19 protein-coding genes are annotated in these 19,133 nt (G+C 56.9%); 6 read left to right on the top strand and 13 right to left on the bottom strand.

The window, feature by feature from the left end; genetic code table 11:
• Positions 1 to 241: 241 nt before the first annotated feature.
• Entirely contained in the window at positions 242 to 1,471 is a 1,230-nt protein-coding gene (locus tag ABMA60_RS01725) for a hypothetical protein (RefSeq protein ID WP_392797776.1), read from the bottom strand.
• A gap of 287 nt (positions 1,472 to 1,758) precedes the next feature.
• Here ABMA60_RS01725 and ABMA60_RS01720 point away from each other — a divergent pair, with 287 nt between their 5' ends.
• Positions 1,759 to 2,844, top strand: a complete 1,086-nt coding sequence (locus ABMA60_RS01720; protein ID WP_392797773.1) for a GGDEF domain-containing protein — start codon at positions 1,759 to 1,761, stop codon at positions 2,842 to 2,844.
• A gap of 3 nt (positions 2,845 to 2,847) precedes the next feature.
• Here the strand turns inward: ABMA60_RS01720 and ABMA60_RS01715 are convergent, their stop codons facing one another.
• The 5 genes from ABMA60_RS01715 to rpoZ form a co-directional block, all read right to left on the bottom strand.
• Positions 2,848 to 3,720, bottom strand: a complete 873-nt coding sequence (locus ABMA60_RS01715) for a pirin family protein (RefSeq protein ID WP_392797770.1) — start codon at positions 3,718 to 3,720, stop codon at positions 2,848 to 2,850.
• Between the two features lie 51 nt (positions 3,721 to 3,771).
• Positions 3,772 to 4,281, bottom strand: a complete 510-nt coding sequence (locus ABMA60_RS01710) for a disulfide bond formation protein B (RefSeq protein ID WP_392797767.1) — start codon at positions 4,279 to 4,281, stop codon at positions 3,772 to 3,774.
• An 88-nt stretch (positions 4,282 to 4,369) separates the two neighbouring features.
• A complete protein-coding gene (gene speE, locus ABMA60_RS01705) occupies positions 4,370 to 5,236 on the bottom strand; it encodes a polyamine aminopropyltransferase (protein ID WP_392797763.1) in 867 nt (288 codons plus the stop codon).
• A 60-nt stretch (positions 5,237 to 5,296) separates the two neighbouring features.
• Entirely contained in the window at positions 5,297 to 7,408 is a 2,112-nt protein-coding gene (gene spoT / locus ABMA60_RS01700) for a bifunctional GTP diphosphokinase/guanosine-3',5'-bis pyrophosphate 3'-pyrophosphohydrolase (protein ID WP_392797761.1), read from the bottom strand.
• A 119-nt stretch (positions 7,409 to 7,527) separates the two neighbouring features.
• Positions 7,528 to 7,764, bottom strand: a complete 237-nt coding sequence (rpoZ, locus tag ABMA60_RS01695) for a DNA-directed RNA polymerase subunit omega (protein WP_392797759.1) — start codon at positions 7,762 to 7,764, stop codon at positions 7,528 to 7,530.
• A gap of 231 nt (positions 7,765 to 7,995) precedes the next feature.
• Between rpoZ and ABMA60_RS01690 the strand changes: the two genes are divergently transcribed.
• The 4 genes from ABMA60_RS01690 to ABMA60_RS01675 are packed head-to-tail and all read left to right on the top strand — an operon-like array spanning position 7,996 to position 11,585.
• The gene (locus ABMA60_RS01690) at positions 7,996 to 8,889 is read left to right on the top strand and encodes a siderophore ABC transporter substrate-binding protein (RefSeq protein WP_392797757.1); all 894 of its coding nucleotides are present in this window, start codon (positions 7,996 to 7,998) and stop codon (positions 8,887 to 8,889) included.
• Positions 8,879 to 9,862, top strand: a complete 984-nt coding sequence (locus ABMA60_RS01685; RefSeq protein WP_392797755.1) for an ABC transporter permease — start codon at positions 8,879 to 8,881, stop codon at positions 9,860 to 9,862. The genes ABMA60_RS01690 and ABMA60_RS01685 overlap by 11 nt, the downstream gene beginning before the upstream one ends.
• Positions 9,859 to 10,827, top strand: coding sequence for an iron chelate uptake ABC transporter family permease subunit (locus ABMA60_RS01680; protein WP_392797752.1), 969 nt, complete (start codon positions 9,859 to 9,861; stop codon positions 10,825 to 10,827). The genes ABMA60_RS01685 and ABMA60_RS01680 overlap by 4 nt, the downstream gene beginning before the upstream one ends.
• Positions 10,827 to 11,585 (top strand): ABC transporter ATP-binding protein, encoded by a 759-nt coding sequence (locus ABMA60_RS01675; RefSeq protein WP_392797749.1) that lies wholly within the window; start codon positions 10,827 to 10,829, stop codon positions 11,583 to 11,585. The genes ABMA60_RS01680 and ABMA60_RS01675 overlap by 1 nt, the downstream gene beginning before the upstream one ends.
• Before the next feature lie 20 nt (positions 11,586 to 11,605).
• Here ABMA60_RS01675 and gmk read toward each other — a convergent pair whose 3' ends face one another.
• From gmk to ABMA60_RS01645, 6 genes are all read right to left on the bottom strand, one after another.
• Positions 11,606 to 12,259 carry a guanylate kinase gene (gene gmk / locus ABMA60_RS01670; protein ID WP_392797746.1) on the bottom strand — a complete coding sequence of 218 codons (654 nt, stop codon included), beginning with the start codon at positions 12,257 to 12,259 and terminating at the stop codon, positions 11,606 to 11,608.
• 88 nt (positions 12,260 to 12,347) lie between these two features.
• Positions 12,348 to 13,049, bottom strand: coding sequence for an aspartate/glutamate racemase family protein (locus tag ABMA60_RS01665; protein ID WP_392797743.1), 702 nt, complete (start codon positions 13,047 to 13,049; stop codon positions 12,348 to 12,350).
• Complete coding sequence (locus ABMA60_RS01660) at positions 13,046 to 13,864, bottom strand: ABC transporter permease (RefSeq protein WP_392797740.1); 819 nt, start codon at positions 13,862 to 13,864, stop codon at positions 13,046 to 13,048. Before ABMA60_RS01660 ends, ABMA60_RS01665 begins: the two co-directional genes overlap by 4 nt.
• A 1-nt stretch (position 13,865) precedes the next feature.
• Positions 13,866 to 14,720 carry an ABC transporter permease gene (locus ABMA60_RS01655; RefSeq protein WP_392797738.1) on the bottom strand — a complete coding sequence of 285 codons (855 nt, stop codon included), beginning with the start codon at positions 14,718 to 14,720 and terminating at the stop codon, positions 13,866 to 13,868.
• An 84-nt stretch (positions 14,721 to 14,804) separates the two neighbouring features.
• The gene (locus ABMA60_RS01650; RefSeq protein ID WP_392797734.1) at positions 14,805 to 16,154 is read right to left on the bottom strand and encodes a PotD/PotF family extracellular solute-binding protein; all 1,350 of its coding nucleotides are present in this window, start codon (positions 16,152 to 16,154) and stop codon (positions 14,805 to 14,807) included.
• A gap of 39 nt (positions 16,155 to 16,193) precedes the next feature.
• Positions 16,194 to 17,216, bottom strand: coding sequence for an ABC transporter ATP-binding protein (locus ABMA60_RS01645; protein WP_392797731.1), 1,023 nt, complete (start codon positions 17,214 to 17,216; stop codon positions 16,194 to 16,196).
• Between the two features lie 283 nt (positions 17,217 to 17,499).
• Between ABMA60_RS01645 and ABMA60_RS01640 the strand changes: the two genes are divergently transcribed.
• Positions 17,500 to 18,201 (top strand): GntR family transcriptional regulator, encoded by a 702-nt coding sequence (locus tag ABMA60_RS01640; RefSeq protein ID WP_392797728.1) that lies wholly within the window; start codon positions 17,500 to 17,502, stop codon positions 18,199 to 18,201.
• Here ABMA60_RS01640 and ABMA60_RS01635 read toward each other — a convergent pair.
• The gene (locus ABMA60_RS01635) at positions 18,173 to 19,021 is read right to left on the bottom strand and encodes an SDR family oxidoreductase (protein ID WP_392797726.1); all 849 of its coding nucleotides are present in this window, start codon (positions 19,019 to 19,021) and stop codon (positions 18,173 to 18,175) included. The two genes, ABMA60_RS01640 and ABMA60_RS01635, sit on opposite strands and share 29 nt — an antisense overlap.
• Between the last annotated feature and the right edge of the window lie 112 nt (positions 19,022 to 19,133).

Raw genomic sequence — 19,133 nt, 5'->3', positions numbered from 1 at the left:
GTAGCCACAATTTGCAATGGGTAACCGGCTGTGCCTTTTTGTAAGAAGCGCTTTCAAGAACAGCCTCTTGGTCTAAGGTGGAATTCGAAGTTGGGGCCTATCACCCGACTTCACCTGTGCTGGGGGTAAACCCCCATAGTGGGCGGCTGGGCAGGCTGCCGCCAGGCTCGACCTGGAGGCACCCGCCGCCCCATTTAACTATTCAATCATTTAACTCTGTTATTTATCTCTGGTTATTTAACTACAACGGCCGTACCGACAACTGGCCGTTGTTCAAGCGCACTTGCAAGCGTTGCGTGCTCTGCGCCGGAACCGACATGCTGAAGCCCGCTTCGGCATTGCTGTCATTATTCCAGTGCGACAGGTCGAGAATCGCTTCTGCGCTGCGGCTGTTGCGGTTGGTCAACACTAATTCCCATTCACTGGACCCGAGCGTTTCGGTGGCCAGCGTCATCATATCGGATGCACCCAGCGCCAACTCAGAGCGCGTCGACTGCTGCGGCTGATATTGAGTTTCCAGCAAGGCCACCTGCTGGTCCCAGACCGCCACCTGCACCGGACCACCCATTGATGGCAGATCATCCTCGGAGATCACCGTCAGCGACCACTGCCCCGGCAAGGTACCTGTCTGTCGGGTATTCCAGGCAAAACGATAGTGGTGACGAATAGCGCTCAGCTCGGTCTCCTGCACCGACAACCAGGCGTGACTGCCAGCAGGCAGTTGCACTGGCTGATCAGATTGCAGCGTTGCCTGACCGGCACTGTCACCGGCCTTGGGCGCTGCGACAGCCATATCGGACATGGCCATGCTTTCACTGCGCGCCAGCATCATCCGACCCTGAGATCGATTTTGCGCAAAGCTGTAGCCGGGCGCGGTAACGCTGTAATCGCTGTTGTTGTGCAGCACGAGTTGCTGACGCAGAGTGGGACGGGCCGCTTCCAGATCCAGACTGTAACGAACTTCGGCGCCCAGGCTGCCGTCGAACCAGGCGTAACGGAAGGCATTGCGGGTCGCTGCTTGCTGTTGCACGGTCAACTCAAAGACATCATTGCCATCCTGACCCGCCAACCAGCTGAGTCGATACCACTGATCCTCCGGCAACGCACGTTGCACGCCATCCTGTGACAGCACCAGATTGGACGCCGATACCCGCTCTACCGCCCAGGATCCAGACCAGTCATCCACCTGAACCAACTCACCCTCGGTCAGCCAATCACTGGACTGCGGCGTTTGCCAGCTAAGCAGTAAATTGCCGTCGTCAGCCTGCCACCAGAACGCCGAAGCGGATAAATCGGCGACCGGCAAGGGCAAGGTTTCGCTGGCTTGATTCAATTCAGCCGAACGTTCGATCCAGCTGCCTTGAGTGGTCAAATACAGCCAGTCGGCTTCCAGGGTGTCACTGTCGGCCAGCGCTGGTTGCACTGCCAGGGCGAGGGCCATCGTTGCCCAGGTCATTTGTTTTGCTGTCATTCGCACGACTCCTGCGATCTTTAATTTTAGTGGCGCCAGTCTAGCGTCGCTCACTGACACTGTCTTGCAGCTTAAAGTTCGTGGCTGAATAACAACCAAACAGCTGCGGTTACAGTCGCTGACATGACGATCAATCTATGCTTTGCTATGCCCAACTTCTGGTTCACCGGCCAGCGCTCAGATCCGACTGATAGCAAGCTGCGCAGTGGCTTATTAACAACCAGAATCACTGATTGATTTCGAGGTCTCCTTTGTCTGAAAGCCCGCTGTATCGGATGTCTTCGGCCGTGCTGTCATACTTTGATGGCATGACGCTGTCGCCCGCCGTTTGGGTCTTGCTCGCTACCGCTGTGCTGGCCATGGTGTTTCATCGCACCGCCTGGTTAACGCTGCTGCTGGTGTTGATGACCGTCTGCCTGAGTCAGGAAGCCGTGATCGAACCCGGCCCGGCTTTAGCCGTCTGGCTGGCCTGGTTATGGGCGTTCTGGCGACCCGATAAACCCTTGCGACTGACCGGCAGTTGGCTGCCTTTATTAATGCTGCTGATCATAGCGCTCTGGCCCTGGTTGCCTTTATTACCCGCCACTTGGCAGCAATGGCCGCAAAGCCGCTGGCCACAACCACTGGCCATCGTCGATATTTCGCCGATCATTCTGACGCTGATTTTTTTGTCGGCGCTGTCGGCCCTGTTCCGCTTTGTACTCAAACCCTCGGCCAGTTGGCCCTGGCACGGCCTGGGTGTACTGCTGACAGCGGTGCTGAGCTGGCAGGGCGAGCAGGCAACCTCCTTTGTCTGGATTGCGCTGGCGATTGTCATCGGCGCCACCATTTTGACCGATGCCTATTCAGTCGCTTACCGCGATGCCCTGACCAACATTCCCAACCGCCGCGCTTTGAGTCAGTCGTTGCGCACGCTCGGCCGGCGCTATGCCATTGCCATGGCCGATGTCGATCATTTCAAATCGTTCAACGATACCTGGGGCCATGAAACCGGCGATCAGGTACTGCGGGTTGTTGCCAGCATCCTGTCCAAGCATCGCCTGCCCGTGCGGGTGTTTCGCTATGGCGGTGAGGAATTTACCTTGGTGTTTCGCGGTATGACGCGTGAAGAAGCCACGCCCATTCTGGATGAACTGCGCGAGCGCATCGCCGACTATCCGCTGATGGTGCGTAAGTCCGACCGCCCCAGCTCATCGAAAGATGGCAAGCGTCATCGCGGTAATACCGGCAGCGCCAAGAAGGTGAGTATTTCGGCGTCGTTTGGCGTCAGCGACAATCGCCACGCCCATTCGCCAGAGGATGCCATTCAACGCGCCGACAAGGCGCTCTACAAAGCCAAGCAAGCCGGCCGCAACTGCGTACGCTCGGGCTGAGTGTTACTCGCTGCCAGGGTAAGGCACATAGCCATCATCGCCCGGCACGACCGGAAACTGATGCGCCTGCCAATCCTGGCGGGCCTGACGGATCAGCGTTTCATCGGAGGCAACGAAGTTCCAGTCGATGCGACGTTCACCGAGCGTCTTGCCACCAAACAACACGAAGTGACTGCCCGCCTCCCAACGCAACGTCGCTGGCTGATTGGTCACCCCCAGATGACGCAGCGCCAGCTCCACATCCTGCCAGTGCAACGCACCCGACAAGGGGTAAATACCCCATTCCCAGTCGTCATCCAGGTCAGTTAACTGCAGCGTTCCGGCGGCGGTCGTACGCACATCCAACAGCGCCAGTTCGGAATCGGTCTGCACTGGAGAACGATGCTGATGCCATTGACCGGCAACCAGAACCCAGCTGGCGTTATCGCTTTGCCAGGCTGGCAGTTCTGCATCCGAATAATGCTCAAAACGCGGCTCGCCGGCTTCAGTGTGTTGCGGTTGCGCCACCCAGAACTGCAGACCCTCGATATGAGATTCGCCGTCACGCTCGCTGTCCGGGCTGCGTTCGGAGTGCACAATGCCGCGTCCGGCGGTCATCCAATTCACTTCACCGGGACGAATGGTTTGCAGGCTGCCCAGTGAATCACGATGCTCCAGTTCGCCGCTGAACAACCAGGTCAGTGTCGACAAACCAATATGCGGATGCGGCGGCACATCCAGACCTTCGCCCGGCGCCAAAGTGTGCGGCCCCATATGATCGAGAAATACAAAAGGTCCGCAATGCCGTTGTCCACGCCAGGGCAACAGACGACGGATGGGCAACCCCATCAAGGATTGGTCGCGTGGCGCTATGGTGGTTTCAATAGGGGTGCTCATTGGCCTCTCCAAAACTTAAGCCTGCAACGTTGTCCGAATTAGCCTAGACAATCAGCGACGGCGAATCACCATCACCACCAGGCCCAGAGCCGCCAGTAATAATCCCAGCACAGAACCATAGGTCAGGGTTTCTACCATGGTCAGACCGAACGGCATCACTGGCGAATAACCGCACATGGTCCAGACTTGCAGCAGGTTGGGAAACCAGTCATCGAGCGGTAACCAAGCCGGAAAACCCGGATCCATGCCGCAGGCACCCTCATAGATACCGCGCTCAATCTGCACGCCCACCCAGGAACGCTCGAGCAAGCCAAGCAAGCTGATGATCAACACCGACTGCGCCACTACCTGGCCCCACCAATGCTGTCGCAACGTCATGCCCAAACCGCCAGCCAGCAAAATACCCAACACCCACAAACGGGCGTGGATGCAAATCACGCAGGGGGGCTCGTTCAAGACGTGCTGATAAAACAAGGCAACGCCTTCGAGCACCAGGGCGAGCACCATCAAACCCAGCCAATACCAGCGCGAAGCCATAAAACGAGCAAGGCGATCAATCATAACGACTCCAAAATGCAGCAAAGGCGCCATTCTAGCGGCCTGCCAATACAGCCGGTCGCATCCGTGTCAGGGTTTTACCAGAAAATGACTAATCCGCGTCCAGCGCCTTCATAAATTCCGGCGGATTCAAGGCACCGCTGTGCACACCAGCGTTGTAATAGCGGGTGGCAAAGGGCTTGTTTTGGGCTGCCTCGGTGCGGAACTGACGGACATTCAAACCGGCGCTGGCCAGGGTGCAACTCCACCAGCCGGACGGATAAATCGGCTGCGGGAACGGCAGCGTCAGTTGGTTCACCAAACCGGCAGCCGACAGCTCAGAACGCATTTCTCGAATCAGCGATTCGGTATGAAACAGCGGACTTTCACTTTGTTGCACCAACAAGCCATCCTTACCCAAAGCGCGCAGACAGTGGCCGAAAAATTCGCGATTGAACAAGCCCGCAGCGGGGCCGACTGGATCGGTGGAATCAACAATAATCAAATCCAGCTCACCCGGCTCGCAGTTGCGAATCCAGGCGATGCCGTCTTCAAACAACAGGCTGGCGCGCGGGTCGTTGTTCGCTTCACACAGCGCCGGGAAATACTGCTCGGCCAGGCGGGTAACACGTTCATCGATCTCCACCTGCCAAACCTGCTCAACGTCCGGGTGACGCAAGACTTCGCGCAAGGTTCCGCAATCGCCACCGCCAATAATCAGCACTTTTTTCGGATTCGGATGGGTATAGAGCGCCGGATGAGTGAGCATTTCGTGGTACAGAAAGTTATCGCGATCGGTGACCATATAGCAGCCATCGAGCACCATCAGCTTGCCCCAATGACGCGTTTGATAGATTTCGATGTGCTGAAACTCGCTGGTTTCTTCGTGCAGCTTTTCAGTCACCTCCAGCGAAAAGGCCGAGCCTTCGGCGGACCAGACTTCGGTGAACCAGCTTGCTGAGATTGGAAATTCGGGCATGAACGCATCCCTTGATTAAGATGCGCAGAGCTTAGCGCAGGTGACGCCAGGAGTGCAGCCTTAACCCTGCACCCGTTCGATGGAACCGACCGCCGGCAAGCCGTGCAGCCGACGAATCACCCGCGCCAAATGCTGACGGCTGGTGACCGAAACGGTGAGGTTAAGTCGGCTGGTCGTGGCATCGCGGTCCTGCATTTCGATGCTCTCAATGTTGGCGTCGGCCTGAGACACCGCATTAGCAACGCCGGCCAGCACGCCGCGGCTGTTGCGCATTTCCACCCTCAGGTCGACGACAAATTCGCCTTCCATCGATTTATCCCAGCGCAGGTGCATACAGCGATCCGGGTCTTTGCGCATTTCGACAATATTGCGGCACTGCTCGGTGTGAATGACCATGCCTTTGCCTTTGCTGATCAGCCCGACAATCGGATCGCCCGGAATCGGCCGGCAGCATTTGGCGTAGGTCACCAACATGCCTTCGGTGCCGCTGACGGTCATGGCTTTATCGGTGCTGGCTTCCGAGGTTTCGGCGCAATCGTTAAGCAGACGGCGCGCCACCACATAGGCCACGCGATTGCCCAGACCGATGTCTTCCAGCAACTCATCGAGCTTCGACAGCTGATATTCCTGCAACAAAGACTGAATGCTGGCGTCTGAAAGCGCCTCCAGTTCGGTCTCGAAATTGCGCAAAGAATTATTGAGCAGCTTGCGACCCAGTTCGATGGAATCCTGCTTTTTCAGATTCTTCAGGAAGTGACGGATGTTGGAACGCGCCTTGGCGGTAATGACAAAATTCAGCCAGGCCGGATTCGGCCGCGCGCCCGGGGCGGTGATGATCTTAATGGTATCGCCGCTGTTCAGCGGTTGGCTCAGCGGCGCAATCTGTCGATTCACCAGACAGCCGACGCAGGCGTTACCGATGTCGGTGTGCACCGCATAGGCGAAGTCGACCGCCGTCGCGCCCTTGGGCACTTCGAGAATTTTGCCTTTGGGCGTAAACACGTAAATCTCATCCGGGAACAGATCGATCTTCACGTTTTCGATAAATTCCACCGGGTTGCCGGCGCGTTCCTGCATCTCCAGCAGCCCTTTTACCCAGCGACGGGCACGGGCATGCGTCGGGCTGTTGTCGGAACTGTCTTCGTTCTTATACAACCAGTGAGCAGCAATACCGTGGTTGGCCATGTCTTCCATTTCCTGAGTGCGGATCTGGATTTCGATGGGCACACCGTTCATACCAATCAAAGTCGTATGCAGACTCTGGTAACCGTTCGCCTTGGGAATGGCGATGTAATCCTTGAAGCGGTTCGGCACCGGCTTATAAAAGTTGTGTACCACGCCCAGCGTTCGGTAACAGGCATCGACCGACTGGGTGATGATGCGAAAACCATAGACGTCGAGAATTTCCTGCAACGTCTTCTTCTGGTCTTTCATCTTGTTGTAGATGGAAAACAGATGCTTCTCGCGACCAATCACCTGCACTTCCAGACCTTCCGTCGACAACCGTTCAGCCAGCGCCTGACGAATCTGGCCGACCAGTTCCTTGCGGTTACCGCGACTTTTTTTGATGGCCGTAGCAATGCGCTGGGCACGCAGCGGATAGAGCGATTCAAACGCCAGGTTTTCCAGCTCGATACGCAGATCGTTGATGCCCAGGCGCAGCGCGATGGGCGCATAGATATCGAGCGTTTCCCGCGCCTTGCGGCGTTTTTTCTCTGGCGGCATGGCGCCCAGAGTGCGCATGTTGTGTAAGCGGTCAGCGAGTTTGACCAGGATGACGCGGATGTCTTTCGACATCGCCAGCACCATTTTCTGGAAGTTCTCGGCCTGCTCTTCTTTTTTGGTTTCGAATTCCAGATGAGTCAGCTTGGAGACGCCATCGACCAGCTCAGCCACGCCCGGACCAAACTGTTCGGCCAGCGCTTCTTTGGAGACGGCGGTGTCTTCGATAACATCGTGCAGCATGGCGGCCATCAGGCTTTGATGGTCCATGTGCATTTCACAGAGGATATTGGCGACGGCCAGCGGATGGGTGATATAGCGCTCGCCGCTACGGCGCATCTGGCCTTCGTGCGCTTGCTCGGCATAAAAATACGCCCGCCGGATACGACGAATGTTATCCGGTTCCAGATAGCTCTCAAGCCGTTTGGCTAAGGCATCAACAGTGAGCAAGGCGGCGGCATTCCTAGTGGTTACTGACTTTAAGTGTAATCAATGCGGGTGGCGCAGCAATAAAAAAACCGGGACAGGCCCGGTTTTTTAACGATCAAGCAAAAAGTCTGACGATAGGATCAGCCGAAATCGACGTCGAGATCGTCTTCTTTGCCTTCGGCCAGAATGGCAGCCGGGTTGATCTTCTGTTCAGCGATTTCACGCAGCGCGATGACCGTCGGCTTGTCATTTTCTTCCGGTACCAGTGCGTCGGCACCGTCATTGGCAAGCTGACGAGCACGCTTGCTGGCCACCATGATCAATTCAAAGCGGTTGGCCACGTTTTCCAGGCAATCTTCAACAGTGACACGAGCCATCAGAGTCTCCTCAGCGAGCGGGAATGGGTTCGAGCAATCTTTCGAGCCGGCGAATTGTACGGACTTTGAGCAAAACCACAAGTAGCGGTGCAGAGCATTCAAGCGCAGCGTTCCGGTCATTTTGACCCGCATCAGCGAATGCGCATTACTCTTATTTAGTTTTCAGTTTGCGCTGCTACAATCGACTGCCAAAATCTGCCGACGATAAACAACAAGGAGCGCCCCATGAGGATGTCTGCACTGGTTACCACCGGCCTGCTGGCCGCCAGCCTGAGTACGGCCAGCCTGGCCGAGATCACCGTTGAACACGCCCAGGGCACGACGACCCTGGAGGCGACCCCCCAAAGTGTGGTGACCTTCGACATCGCCAGTCTCGATACGCTCGATACTCTCGGCATCGAGGTCGTCGGCCTGCCGCAGGATTTCGTGCCCGAGCGGCTGTCGAAATATCGCGGCGACGACTACACCAACGTCGGCTCCCTGTTCGAACCGGATTTTGAAACCCTGGCCGCACTGCAGCCGGATTTGATCATCGTCGCCAACCGTTCGTCTGCCGCTTATGACGACCTGAGCAAGATCGCGCCGACCATCGATATGACCGTCTGGGGTGAAAACTATCTGGATCAACTGCGCAATCGCGTCACCACTCTGGGCGAAATCTTTGGCCACCAGGATGAAGCCAGCGCACAGCTGAGCGAACTCGACGCCAATGTTGAAGCGACCCGCGCCCTGGCAGCCGATGCCGGCACGGCGCTGATTATTATGACCTCCGGCGGCCGGGTCAGCGCTTACGGTCCGGGCTCACGTTTTGGCTGGTTGCACGATGAGCTGGGCGTCAAAGCGGTGATCGAAGATGTCGAAGCCGCCACTCACGGCGACCCGGTGTCATTCGAATTCCTGCTCGAAACCAACCCGGACACTCTGTTCGTGATCGACCGCGATTCAGCCATCAACGCCGGCGATGCTGCTCGCGCCACCCTGGATAACGATCTGGTCAAGCAGATGGATGCGGTGCAGAACGATCGGGTCACCTATCTGGATTCGGTCAACTGGTACATCGTTATGTCCGGCCTGACCGCCACCAGCCAGATGGTCGCAGAGGTCAAGGCCGCGCTTGAGCGTTAATAGCCCCGCCTTACCCAGGCGCCGGCTGCCACTGTGGTGGCTGGCGCTGCCGGTGTTTCTGTTGCTGTTCGCGCTGAGTCTGTTGATCGGCGTTGCCGAACTGCATCTGACGCAAATGACCAGCCGCGATGTGCAAATCCTGCTGATCAGCCGACTGCCACGAACGCTGGCGCTGGTTTTGGCCGGCGTATCGCTGTCGGTGGCTGGTCTGCTGATGCAGATGCTAGCGCGCAACCGTTTTGTTGAGCCTTCGACCACCGGCACCGTGGAATGCGCCATGCTCGGTTTGCTGCTGGTCACGCTGGTGGCGCCGGCCATGCCGGTGATGGGCAAGATGCTGGTCGCCTCGGTGTTCGCGCTGGCTGGCAGCCTGGTATTTATGGCTTTGCTGCGCGCCGTGCCGCTGCATTCGACGGTAATGGTCCCGCTGATCGGCATTATGTTTGGTGGCGTGGTCGGGGCGGTAATCGCCTTTATCGCGTACCGGCTGAACTTGATGCAATCGCTCGCCAACTGGACCAACGGCGACTTCTCCGCCATCTTGCGCGGTCGCTATGAATTACTGTGGATTGGCGCAGCGCTCGCCGTTATCGCCTACTTCACCGCCGATCGTTTTACCGTGGCCGGTATGGGCCGCGATTTCGCCACCAACCTGGGTTTGAATTACCGCTGGGTATTGTTGTTCGGCCTGGCCATCGTATCGATGATTTCGGCGGTCACCGTTGTTACCACCGGCGTGATTCCCTTTCTCGGCCTGGTGGTACCCAACGTGGTCAGCTTGATGATGGGTGATCATCTGCGTCGCTCGCTGCCCTGGGTGGCGCTGATGGGCGCGGCACTGGTGTTGGCGTGCGACATCATCGGCCGTTTGCTGCGTTATCCGTACGAGATTCCCATCGGCACTGTCTTTGGTGTTATCGGCAGTGCCTGTTTTATCTATTTGTTGTTACGCGGCTCTGAGGCGCGTTCATGATGCGCTCGCTGAAAGACTGGTCGCCCGCAGCGCGCTTGGTTTTGGTCGCCTTGCTAACGGTGCTGGCGGGCATCGCCTTTATGACCTGGAACGTCCGCGCCAGTTGGGCATTCACGCTGTCGTTTCGCGGCGAAAAACTCATCGCCATTGCGCTGGTCGGTTACTGCATCGCCCTGTCCACCGTGCTGTTCCAAACACTGACCCACAACCGCATTCTCACCCCCGGCATCATGGGCTTCGATGCGCTCTATCTGCTGTTGCAGTCGGTGCTGGTGTTTACCCTGGGCAATCTGTTTTATGTGCAGATCAATGCCCAATTGAAGTGGCTGCTCGATGTAGCGGTGATGACCGGCGCGATCTGTGCGCTCTATTACTGGCTGTTCGTGCGCCAGCGCCGCGACCTGCATTTGCTGGTACTGGTCGGGCTGATTTTCGGCGTACTGTTCCGCTCTTTTACCTCTCTGATCACCCGCATGATGGACCCGGCCGAATTCGACGCCCTGCAAGATGTGATGTTCGCCAGCTTCAATCGGATCGATAGTTCGCTGCTGGGCATTTCGCTGTTGGTCGCTGCCATCGTCAGCGCGCTGCTGTGGCGTGCACGTCATGCTTACGATGTGCTCAGTCTGGGCGACGATCCAGCCATCAGCCTGGGCCTGGATCAGCGCACGCTGGTGATGCGCACCTTAGTAGGCATCGCCATTCTGGTGTCGATCTCTACCGCTCTGGTCGGGCCGGTTACCTTCTTCGGCTTGCTGGTCGCCAACCTCGCCTACGCGCTGGCCGGCACGCATCAGCATCGCTATATCTTGCCGATGGCCGGTCTGCTGGCGGTCGTCATGCTGCTTGGCGGTCAGGCGATTCTCGAACACCTGCTGCACTTTGGCACCGGCTTGAGCATTCTGATCGAATTCGGCGGCGGGCTGTTTTTCATTCTTCTGGTTATCCGACAGGGGCGACGTTGATGATCGAAATCCGCAACCTGAGTAAACGCTATGGCGACAGCACCGTTGTCGATGATGTCAGCCTGAATCTGGCGGAAGCCGGCGTGACCGCCATCATCGGTCCTAATGGCGCGGGCAAGTCGACACTGCTGGGTATGATCAGCCGGTTGCAATCGATCGATGCCGGCACGGTGCATATCGATGGGCTGGACATCACCACCACGCCGTCGATGACACTGGCGCGTAAGCTGGCGATTCTGCGTCAGGAAAACCAGATCAGCACCCGGCTGAGAGTGATCGACTTGGTCACCTTCGGTCGCTACCCATACTGCAAAGGCCGGCCCGGCCCGAAAGACCTGGAGCAGGTGCAACGCGCGCTGGCGTTTCTGAACCTGGAAGAGCTGGCGCAGCGTTTTCTCGATACGCTGTCCGGCGGCCAACGCCAACGCGCCTATATCGCCATGGTGCTGTGCCAGGACACTGACTACGTGCTGCTCGACGAACCGCTGAATAATCTCGATATGAAACACGCCGTCGACATTATGAAGCTGATGCAACGCGCCAGTGTAGAGATGGGCAAGAAAGTGATCATCGTATTGCACGACATCAACTTCGCCGCCTATTACGCCGACGACATTGTCGCCCTGCAAGGCGGCAAGCTGGTGTTTCAGGGACACCCGGAAGAGTTAATCACGGCGGAGAAAATGAAAGCGCTGTATGACATCGACATGACCATCGAACGCTTTAAAGGTCGACCGATTGGGCTCTATTACGCCTAGCCGCTAATCGTTCAGAGGTATCAGTCGTTCAGCAAATGCTTGAACAAGTCGCCGTGTGATTCCTGCTGTTTTTCCAGCGTCTGGCGGTTGGCGATAAAAATGGCGCAGAGTTCATCGAGCGCTTTGTAGAAGTCGTCGTTCACCGTCACGTAATCGTATTCGTGGTAGTGCGACATCTCGTTGGTGGCATCGCGCATGCGCCGGGCGATGACTTCGGCGCTGTCCTGAGCGCGTTTTTCCAGGCGCTCCTGCAAGGCCTCACGCGACGGCGGCATAATAAAAATGCCCAGCGTCTTGGGCATCTGCTGGCGAATCTGCTGCGCGCCCTGCCAGTCGATTTCCAGAATCACATCGTGGCCCTCGTCCAACTGCTGCTGCACCCAGACCTGGCTGGTGCCGTAGTAGTTGTCGAACACCTGAGCGTGTTCCAGAAACTCGCCGCGTTCGACCATGGCGAGAAACTCATCGCGCGACACAAAGTGATAATGCTCGCCATCGGTTTCACCCGGACGCATGCCGCGCGTGGTGTGCGAAATTGACAGATAGACGAAGGGCAACCGTTTGATCAGCGCATTAACCAGGCTGCTTTTACCGGCACCCGACGGCGCCGAGACGATGTAGAGCGTACCACTGGCGGCTTTGGGAACGAGTTCGGGCGGGATGCTGAGAGTCATCGGATGTCCTGGTCGGCTTGGCAAGAATGGCGGGCATTATAGAAGGTTTGCCAGTCAGTAACAGGCCAGACGAAAACCGCCCAGGCATCTACTTGGTTTCGGGAAAGGCATAACCCAGCGACTTGCTGGTCTGTAATCCCAGGCTCGCCAAAGCATCGGCCACCACCACGGCGATACGCACGCCATCGATCACCGGTACACCGACGTCTTTTTGCAGCCGCGCCACCCAGCCGCTCATGCCGGCACAACCCAGCACCAGCGTCTCACCCCGGCTTTGTTCCAGCGCCACCCAGGCGCGTTCGAGCACCTGATCGTAACTGGTCGGGTCGGCTTCCAGCGCCAGCACAGAGACATTCGAGGCATAAACACCGGCGCAGCGGTCGCTATAACCGTAGTGGCGCAGGTTGCGGCTTAGAATCGGAATGGAGCGCTCCAGGCTGGTTAAAACAGTAAAGCGATTGCCCACCAGACTGGCGGCCTGCATCGCCGCTTCACCAATGCCGAGCACCGGCGAGCGCGTCAGTTCGCGCGCTGCATCGAGGCCGGTGTCATCGAAACAGGCGATCACATAAGCCGCGGGAGTTTCATCCAGCATTTCCAACTGACGCACCGTTTCGGCCACCCAGAAAGCTGCCTGAGCGCCGTCGCTGTAACCTTCAATACTGGGTGGCGATTGCTCACAGCGATAAATGCTCAATGGCTGACGCAAACCATCCAAGCCACGGCATTCGCGTTCAATCAACTCGGTCATGGCGACCGAGGCATTGGGGTTGATCACAGCGATGGTCATGATTCGGATGTCGCTTTGGGTTGGCGCTGCGCCAGGCGCATTACCAGCAGAATCAAACCAATAACACTCAGCGAAATCACCGTGGTCAGCGTGCCCAAGGCATAAAGCACCGGGCTGGTGACGTTGGTGGTCATGGCAAAGAGTTCCAGCGGCAGCGTATTAAAACTGCCCGAGGTCATCAGTGTACGCGCGAATTCATCGTAGCTGAGGGTAAAACCAAACAACGCCACGCCAAGCAGGCTCGGCGCCAACAAGGGCAATAAAATGTAACGGAAGGTCTGCCAGTGCGAAGCGCCTAGATCGGCCGAGGCCATCTCATAACTGGCATCGAAACGATTGAACACCGCAAACATAATCAGCAGGCCGAAGGGCAGCGTCCAGGTCAGATGCGAACCAAAACCGGAACTGAACCAGGCCGGCGTCCACTCCAAACGATCGAACATCAAACCGATGCCCAGGCTGATCAAAATGGACGGAATAATCAGGCTGGCAAGCGTCAGATAAAACAGCACGCCGCTGCCTTTAAAGCGCTTGCGAAACGCCAGGCCGGCGAGCAGCGAAAACACCACCGTGCAGATCATTACCGCCAAACCGAGCAACAGCGACCGCGTTAAGGCGGTGCCAAAATTACCCACCGCCTGGGCCTGAAAGAGTTGCCCAAACCAATGCACGGAGACACCGCGCATCGGGAAGGTCAGACCGCCATCCGGGCCTTGGAAAGAGAGAATGGCAATAGTCAGCGTCGGGCCGTACAGAAACAGCACGAAGAGTCCGAAAAAAGCCGCGAGCAGATAAAAACTGAGCGATCGTTTCATGTCACAGCTCCTTGCGGATATCGACCAGACGGAAGAGGATCACCAGCATCATCAATACCGTCGCCAGCAACACCACGGCACCGGCCGCCGCTGCAGGATATTGCAGCAAGGAAATCTCGTTGTAGATCATCATGCCGACATTGGCGGTAATGCCGCCGCCCATGATTTTCACGGTCACAAAATCGCCCATCACCAGCGTCATCACAAAAATACTGCCGACGATAATGCCCGACTTCGACAGCGGCACGACCACGTCGCGCAATACCTGAAAGGCATTGGCACCGGCATCGACCGCGGCTTCAACCAGGCTGCGATCAATGCGCATCATGGAATTGAAAATCGGCACCACCATAAAGAGGCTGTACAGATGCACATAGGCCAGCACCACGGCGAAATCGCTGTACAACAAAAAGGTCAGCGGCTGGTCGATAATGCCTGCTGACATCAACGAAGAATTCACCAAACCATTACGACCGAGTAACGGAATCCAGGAAATCATGCGGATGATATTGGAGGTAAAAAACGGCACCGTGCAGATCAGAAAACAGATCGTCTGCGCCTTCACCGAATGAATATGAAAGGCCAGAAAATAAGCCACGGTAAAACCAATCGCCAGGGTGAAAAACCAGGCCAAAAAGGCAAACTGAAAAGTATTGATATAGGCCTTAAGCGTGACCGGTGAGGTCAGCAAATAAGCGTAGTTATCGAAGATAAAATCGGGAATCAGCGAGTAGGCGTTGTAGTTCCAGAAACTGACGATGCCGATAACGATGATCGGAAACACCAGAAAGGCCAACAGCACCAAGGTCAGTGGTGAAGCCTGCCAATAGGCGTGCAGATTTTTGGTTGCCGACATAGCCTTATCCCGAGCAAAAATCATTCAAAAAAAGAGGCCGCCGATGCTGACCAGCCAGACACCGGCGCCTCAGACATCAGCGCCTTAGGAAACGATAAATTCGTTCCACTTGCGCACCATGTACTGGTTCTCGTCCATCACCGAGTTCCAGCAGGCGACACTGCCCATGCGGTCTTCATAGGAGCCACCGTCGCGCACCGCACCGGCGGTTTCCATGATATCGCCGCTCGGGCTCAAAATGTCGCCCTGGGCTTCGCGACCTTCCATCCAGTAACCCCATTCGTCGTCGCTCATGTACTGCTTGGACGTTTCCGGTGCCGCGCTGTAGTAACCCTGACGATTCAGGTAAGCGCCAACCCAGCCCGACAGATACCAGTCGATGTATTCGTAGGCTGCATCCAATTCCAGACCGGACAGATGACCGGCGATGCCCAAGCCACCACCCCAGGCACGGTAGCCTTCCTGCAGCGGCTGGTAACGGCAGGCGATGCCCTGACTGCGCACCGCAGCCACAGCCGGTGACCACATGCTCTGAATAACCACCTCGCCCGATGCCATCAAATTCACCGACTCATCGAAGGTCTTCCAGAAGGCGCGGAACTGGCCGTCGCGTTTGGCGGCTTTTAAGATTTCGATGGTCTGATCGATCTCAGCGCGGGTCATATTGCCCTTGTCGCCGTAAGTGATTTCACCCATGGCTTCGCAGATCATCGCCGCATCCATAATGCCGATGGACGGCACGTTGATCAGCGAGGTCTGGCCTTTAAAAGCCGGGTCCATGATGTCGGCCCAGGAAGTGATCGGACGGTCGATCAGGTCGGGACGAATGCCCAGGGTATCGGCGTTATAAATAGTCGGAATCAGCGTCATCCAGTTGGTCGGACCATCGGCAAAGGTGGTCGCATCCTGGCTCGGTACGAAACCGACGGTGTGCGGCGCGGTGCCTTGAGCGATCTCGGAATCTTCAGTCAGACGACCGGTAATAAACAGCTGGGAAATCTTGTCGTAATTGCTCAGTCGGCTGACGTCCAACGGCTGCATCACGCCGGACGGATAAACCTTCTTACAAATCCAGTATTCAATGTCGGCGATGTCGTAAGAATTCGGCTGAGTCACCGCACGCTGAGTCACGCTGTCGGAATCGAGCGAGGTCAGTTGCAGATTGAAACCCAAATCTTCCTTACATTTTTCGGCGATGGCGTTGAGGTTGGAAACACCGGTACCGAACTGACGCAGGGTGACGTTCTGAATGTTCTGCGCCCAGATCATCGGGAAACCAGTTACCGCCGCTACACCGGCACCGGCGGCGCCTTTTAATACCGAACGACGCGACAGGCCGCTGCTGGTTTTACTGGTTACGCTTTCAGTTTCAGTCGGGTTAACGCCGCTGTCGTCCGGCGTGTTGTCGAGCTTGGTTGGGTCTTGATCGTTCATCGGTTGGATCCTCGGGGTCAGGGTTCTTGTCAGGTTCTCTTATTGGGGAGCTTCGAAACGATTGACGGCCGCGCGGTCCCAGTGAAGGACCACGCGTTGTTCTGGTGCTACCACCGCCGCATCCAACTGCGCTTCGGGCAAGTAGCACATCACCGCCTGGCCGTCGTCCAGGCGGGCTTCGACGAAGTAAAATTGCGCCTGGAATTCCACATCGACGATGGTGGCTTCGACACGGGCGCTGGGTTCGGGGAGGTCGGTTTGAGGCGCGGCAATTCCGAGTCGGTCGGCGCGAATGGAGAAGCGACTGCTTTCTCCTGCCAGGGGCTCAGCACCGGGCGTCAGGACGTTATGACCGCCAATAAAGTGCGCTACAAAAGGCGACGCCGGTGCTTCAAAAATGCTGCGCGGATGACCGCTTTGTTCGATCACGCCATCGTTCATCACCACCGCCAGATCGGCTAAGGCAAAGGCTTCTTCCTGGGAGTGCGTGACGTGAATAAAGGTCAGCCCCAGGTCGCGCTGCAACTGCTTCAATTCCTTGCGCATCTGAATGCGCAAAAACGGATCGAGCGCCGACAAAGGTTCATCGAGCAACACCACTTCCGGGCGACAGATCAGCGCCCGCGCCAAGGCGATGCGTTGTTGCTGACCACCGGATAACTGCGTCGGCAATTTATCAGCGTGCTGACTCATATTGACCAGCTCGAGCATTTCATCGGCCGCACGGTGACGCTCGCTTTTTGATTGGCCGGCGATCTTCAAGCCATAGGCAACATTGTCGCGACACGACAGATGCGGAAACAGCGCGTAGTTTTGGAACATCATGGCGGTGCCGCGCTGGCGCGGTGAACGATCGGTGACGTTGCGGTTGTTGAGCAGAATGTCGCCATCGCTCACCACTTCGTGGCCGGCGATCATGCGCAAAGTCGTGCTCTTGCCGCAGCCGCTGGGGCCGAGCAAACAGCAATAACTGCCATCGGGAATGCGCAAATTAATGCCGTCGACGGCGGTCTGGCCGTCATACGCCTTGGTCAGTTTTACCAGCTCGACCGATCCTGCCATCTCAATGCGCCTCAGATAAATTGTTAGCAATTGATGGCAGATTTATTGCAACTGCAGTGCCAGCCGCAAAGCACTGACCTAAGCGCCTGAGTTGTAAGGGTTTTTCGATTGAAACCTGACCAGAAGGCCATCTAAAGCGGGGTGGATACGCCGATAGCGGGCGCACAGAGATGTGACTTTTTTGAGCCAAAATCGGGCGCGCTGCCCGCTTTCGGTGCCAAAAAAGCTCAAAAAATTGTTAACAATTTTGAAGCGCCTTCTTGGACTTTTTCCAGGTGAGACTATGAAGCCAGCCAACAAAGCCAGTGAAATTGATCGCATCGTCGCCACCATCGACCGGGCTGTGGCGGAGCAACGTTTGCCGCCAGGCACGCGTTTGGTAGAAGCGCAATTAGTAGAAAGCCTGAACGCCAATCGCAACCATGTACGAGTGGCGCTGCAACGGCTGGCATTAAAACGTATCGTCAGCATTGAGCCGAATAAAGGCGCCAGCATCGCCCAGCCGTCGGTGGAAGAAGCGCGTGCGGTGTTTGCCGCACGCTCGGTCATTGAGCGCGGCATTATCGAAATTCTGGTGAGTCGGCGCGGTGCTTTAAACCTGGCATTACTGCGCAAACAGCGCGACCAGGAACAGGCGGCCATTGAACGCGGCCAGCGCGAGGCGATCATCCGCGAGTCGGGCCAGTTTCATTTATTGCTGGCGCGGCTGGCGGGCAATCCGGTGTTGGAAGACGTATTGAAAGATCTGATCACGCGCAGTTCGTTGATCATTTCGTTGTACCAGCGCCACAGCGATCCGCAATGCGGCTGTGACGAACACGGTGACATCATCACGGCCATCGAAAGCCGTGATCCCCAGCCGGCCATCCAATGCATGCGCCATCATCTGAACGATTTAGAGCAACATTTGAATCTGGATTTCTGGGAAACGCGCAGCGTTGATCTGCGCGCTGCTCTCAGTCCTGTCGATCCAACTGAGCTTTGAAATGATCCAGCAGGCGGTGACGACCATAGCGCTCGCCGACCATGTCCTCGGCCATGGCGGTCAGAAAGAAACGCGCTGGGCCACTGATCGAACGCGGTGCTAAAGGCAGCACCTTTAACAGCAGGCGACGAATCCAGTCAGGCAGATGGGTGACTCTTGCCGGTCGCTGCATGGCGGTGAACGCCAATTGCGCCAACTGATTCTGGGTCAGCACTTCAGGGCCACCGATATCGAGCCAAGCGCGTTGCGCAGTACAGGCTTCGACAATGGCCTGAGCCAGGTCGTCGCCATGAATCGGGTTTAACTTCAGTTCGCCATCAGCAAACAACCAGACTCGACCGGATTTCGCCATATTAAGAAAGTCCGCCATATCCGAAAAATAACCGGAAGGCGCGATCACCGTGCTGGTAATGGACGCCGCCTGCAACCGCTCAACAAAGGCTTGTTTGGCGGCCACCATCGGCACCTGCAACATCCGTTGCGCGCCGATCACATGCACATAGGCAAAGTGCGGCACGCCCGCAGCCAACGCTGCTTCAAGCAGATTGAGGTTGGCCTGATAGTCGACATCCCAATAATCCAGCCCATCTTTTTGCCGGGTAATACCCAGGCTCGACACCACCAGATCGACCTGATCGAAATGCCCACTCAGTGTTTCCGGCTGGGTGGCTTCGGCCACCACTAACTGATGCGCGCCCAGATCGGCGGCTCGGTTGGCATCGCGCACCAGCGCTTTAACCTGCCATCCGGCCTGCGCAAAATGACTGACCAGATAACGCCCCAGATAACCGGTGGCTCCGGCAATAAAGACGGTCTTCATTGTTGTCTCCATGGCTGTAAACGCCTGCATCAACGCAGATCACCGCTTAGCGCTTGCCGCAACCGATGATAAGCTCGATCATAAAGGTCGCACCGCCCACCTGAGTTGATAT

Source organism: Saccharospirillum sp. HFRX-2, from assembly GCF_043196805.1.
Lineage (GTDB): Bacteria > Pseudomonadota > Gammaproteobacteria > Pseudomonadales > Natronospirillaceae > Saccharospirillum.
The sequence above is the reverse complement of the archived record's forward strand: the minus strand, read 5'-3'. Positions and strand labels throughout refer to the sequence as shown.

Excerpts from the sequence above, each read along its gene's own strand:
- ABMA60_RS01725 (WP_392797776.1), bottom strand. The coding sequence starts at position 1,471 with ATGACAGCAAAACAAATGACCTGGGCAACGATGGCCCTCGCCCTGGCA.
- ABMA60_RS01715 (WP_392797770.1), bottom strand. The coding sequence starts at position 3,720 with ATGAGCACCCCTATTGAAACCACCATAGCGCCACGCGACCAATCCTTG.
- ABMA60_RS01710 (WP_392797767.1), bottom strand. The coding sequence starts at position 4,281 with ATGATTGATCGCCTTGCTCGTTTTATGGCTTCGCGCTGGTATTGGCTG.
- speE (WP_392797763.1), bottom strand. The coding sequence starts at position 5,236 with ATGCCCGAATTTCCAATCTCAGCAAGCTGGTTCACCGAAGTCTGGTCC.
- rpoZ (WP_392797759.1), bottom strand. The coding sequence starts at position 7,764 with ATGGCTCGTGTCACTGTTGAAGATTGCCTGGAAAACGTGGCCAACCGC.
- ABMA60_RS01690 (WP_392797757.1), top strand. The coding sequence starts at position 7,996 with ATGTCTGCACTGGTTACCACCGGCCTGCTGGCCGCCAGCCTGAGTACG.
- ABMA60_RS01680 (WP_392797752.1), top strand. The coding sequence starts at position 9,859 with ATGATGCGCTCGCTGAAAGACTGGTCGCCCGCAGCGCGCTTGGTTTTG.
- ABMA60_RS01675 (WP_392797749.1), top strand. The coding sequence starts at position 10,827 with ATGATCGAAATCCGCAACCTGAGTAAACGCTATGGCGACAGCACCGTT.
- gmk (WP_392797746.1), bottom strand. The coding sequence starts at position 12,259 with ATGACTCTCAGCATCCCGCCCGAACTCGTTCCCAAAGCCGCCAGTGGT.
- ABMA60_RS01665 (WP_392797743.1), bottom strand. The coding sequence starts at position 13,049 with ATGACCATCGCTGTGATCAACCCCAATGCCTCGGTCGCCATGACCGAG.
- ABMA60_RS01660 (WP_392797740.1), bottom strand. The coding sequence starts at position 13,864 with ATGAAACGATCGCTCAGTTTTTATCTGCTCGCGGCTTTTTTCGGACTC.
- ABMA60_RS01655 (WP_392797738.1), bottom strand. The coding sequence starts at position 14,720 with ATGTCGGCAACCAAAAATCTGCACGCCTATTGGCAGGCTTCACCACTG.
- ABMA60_RS01650 (WP_392797734.1), bottom strand. The coding sequence starts at position 16,154 with ATGAACGATCAAGACCCAACCAAGCTCGACAACACGCCGGACGACAGC.
- ABMA60_RS01645 (WP_392797731.1), bottom strand. The coding sequence starts at position 17,216 with ATGGCAGGATCGGTCGAGCTGGTAAAACTGACCAAGGCGTATGACGGC.
- ABMA60_RS01640 (WP_392797728.1), top strand. The coding sequence starts at position 17,500 with ATGAAGCCAGCCAACAAAGCCAGTGAAATTGATCGCATCGTCGCCACC.
- ABMA60_RS01635 (WP_392797726.1), bottom strand. The coding sequence starts at position 19,021 with ATGAAGACCGTCTTTATTGCCGGAGCCACCGGTTATCTGGGGCGTTAT.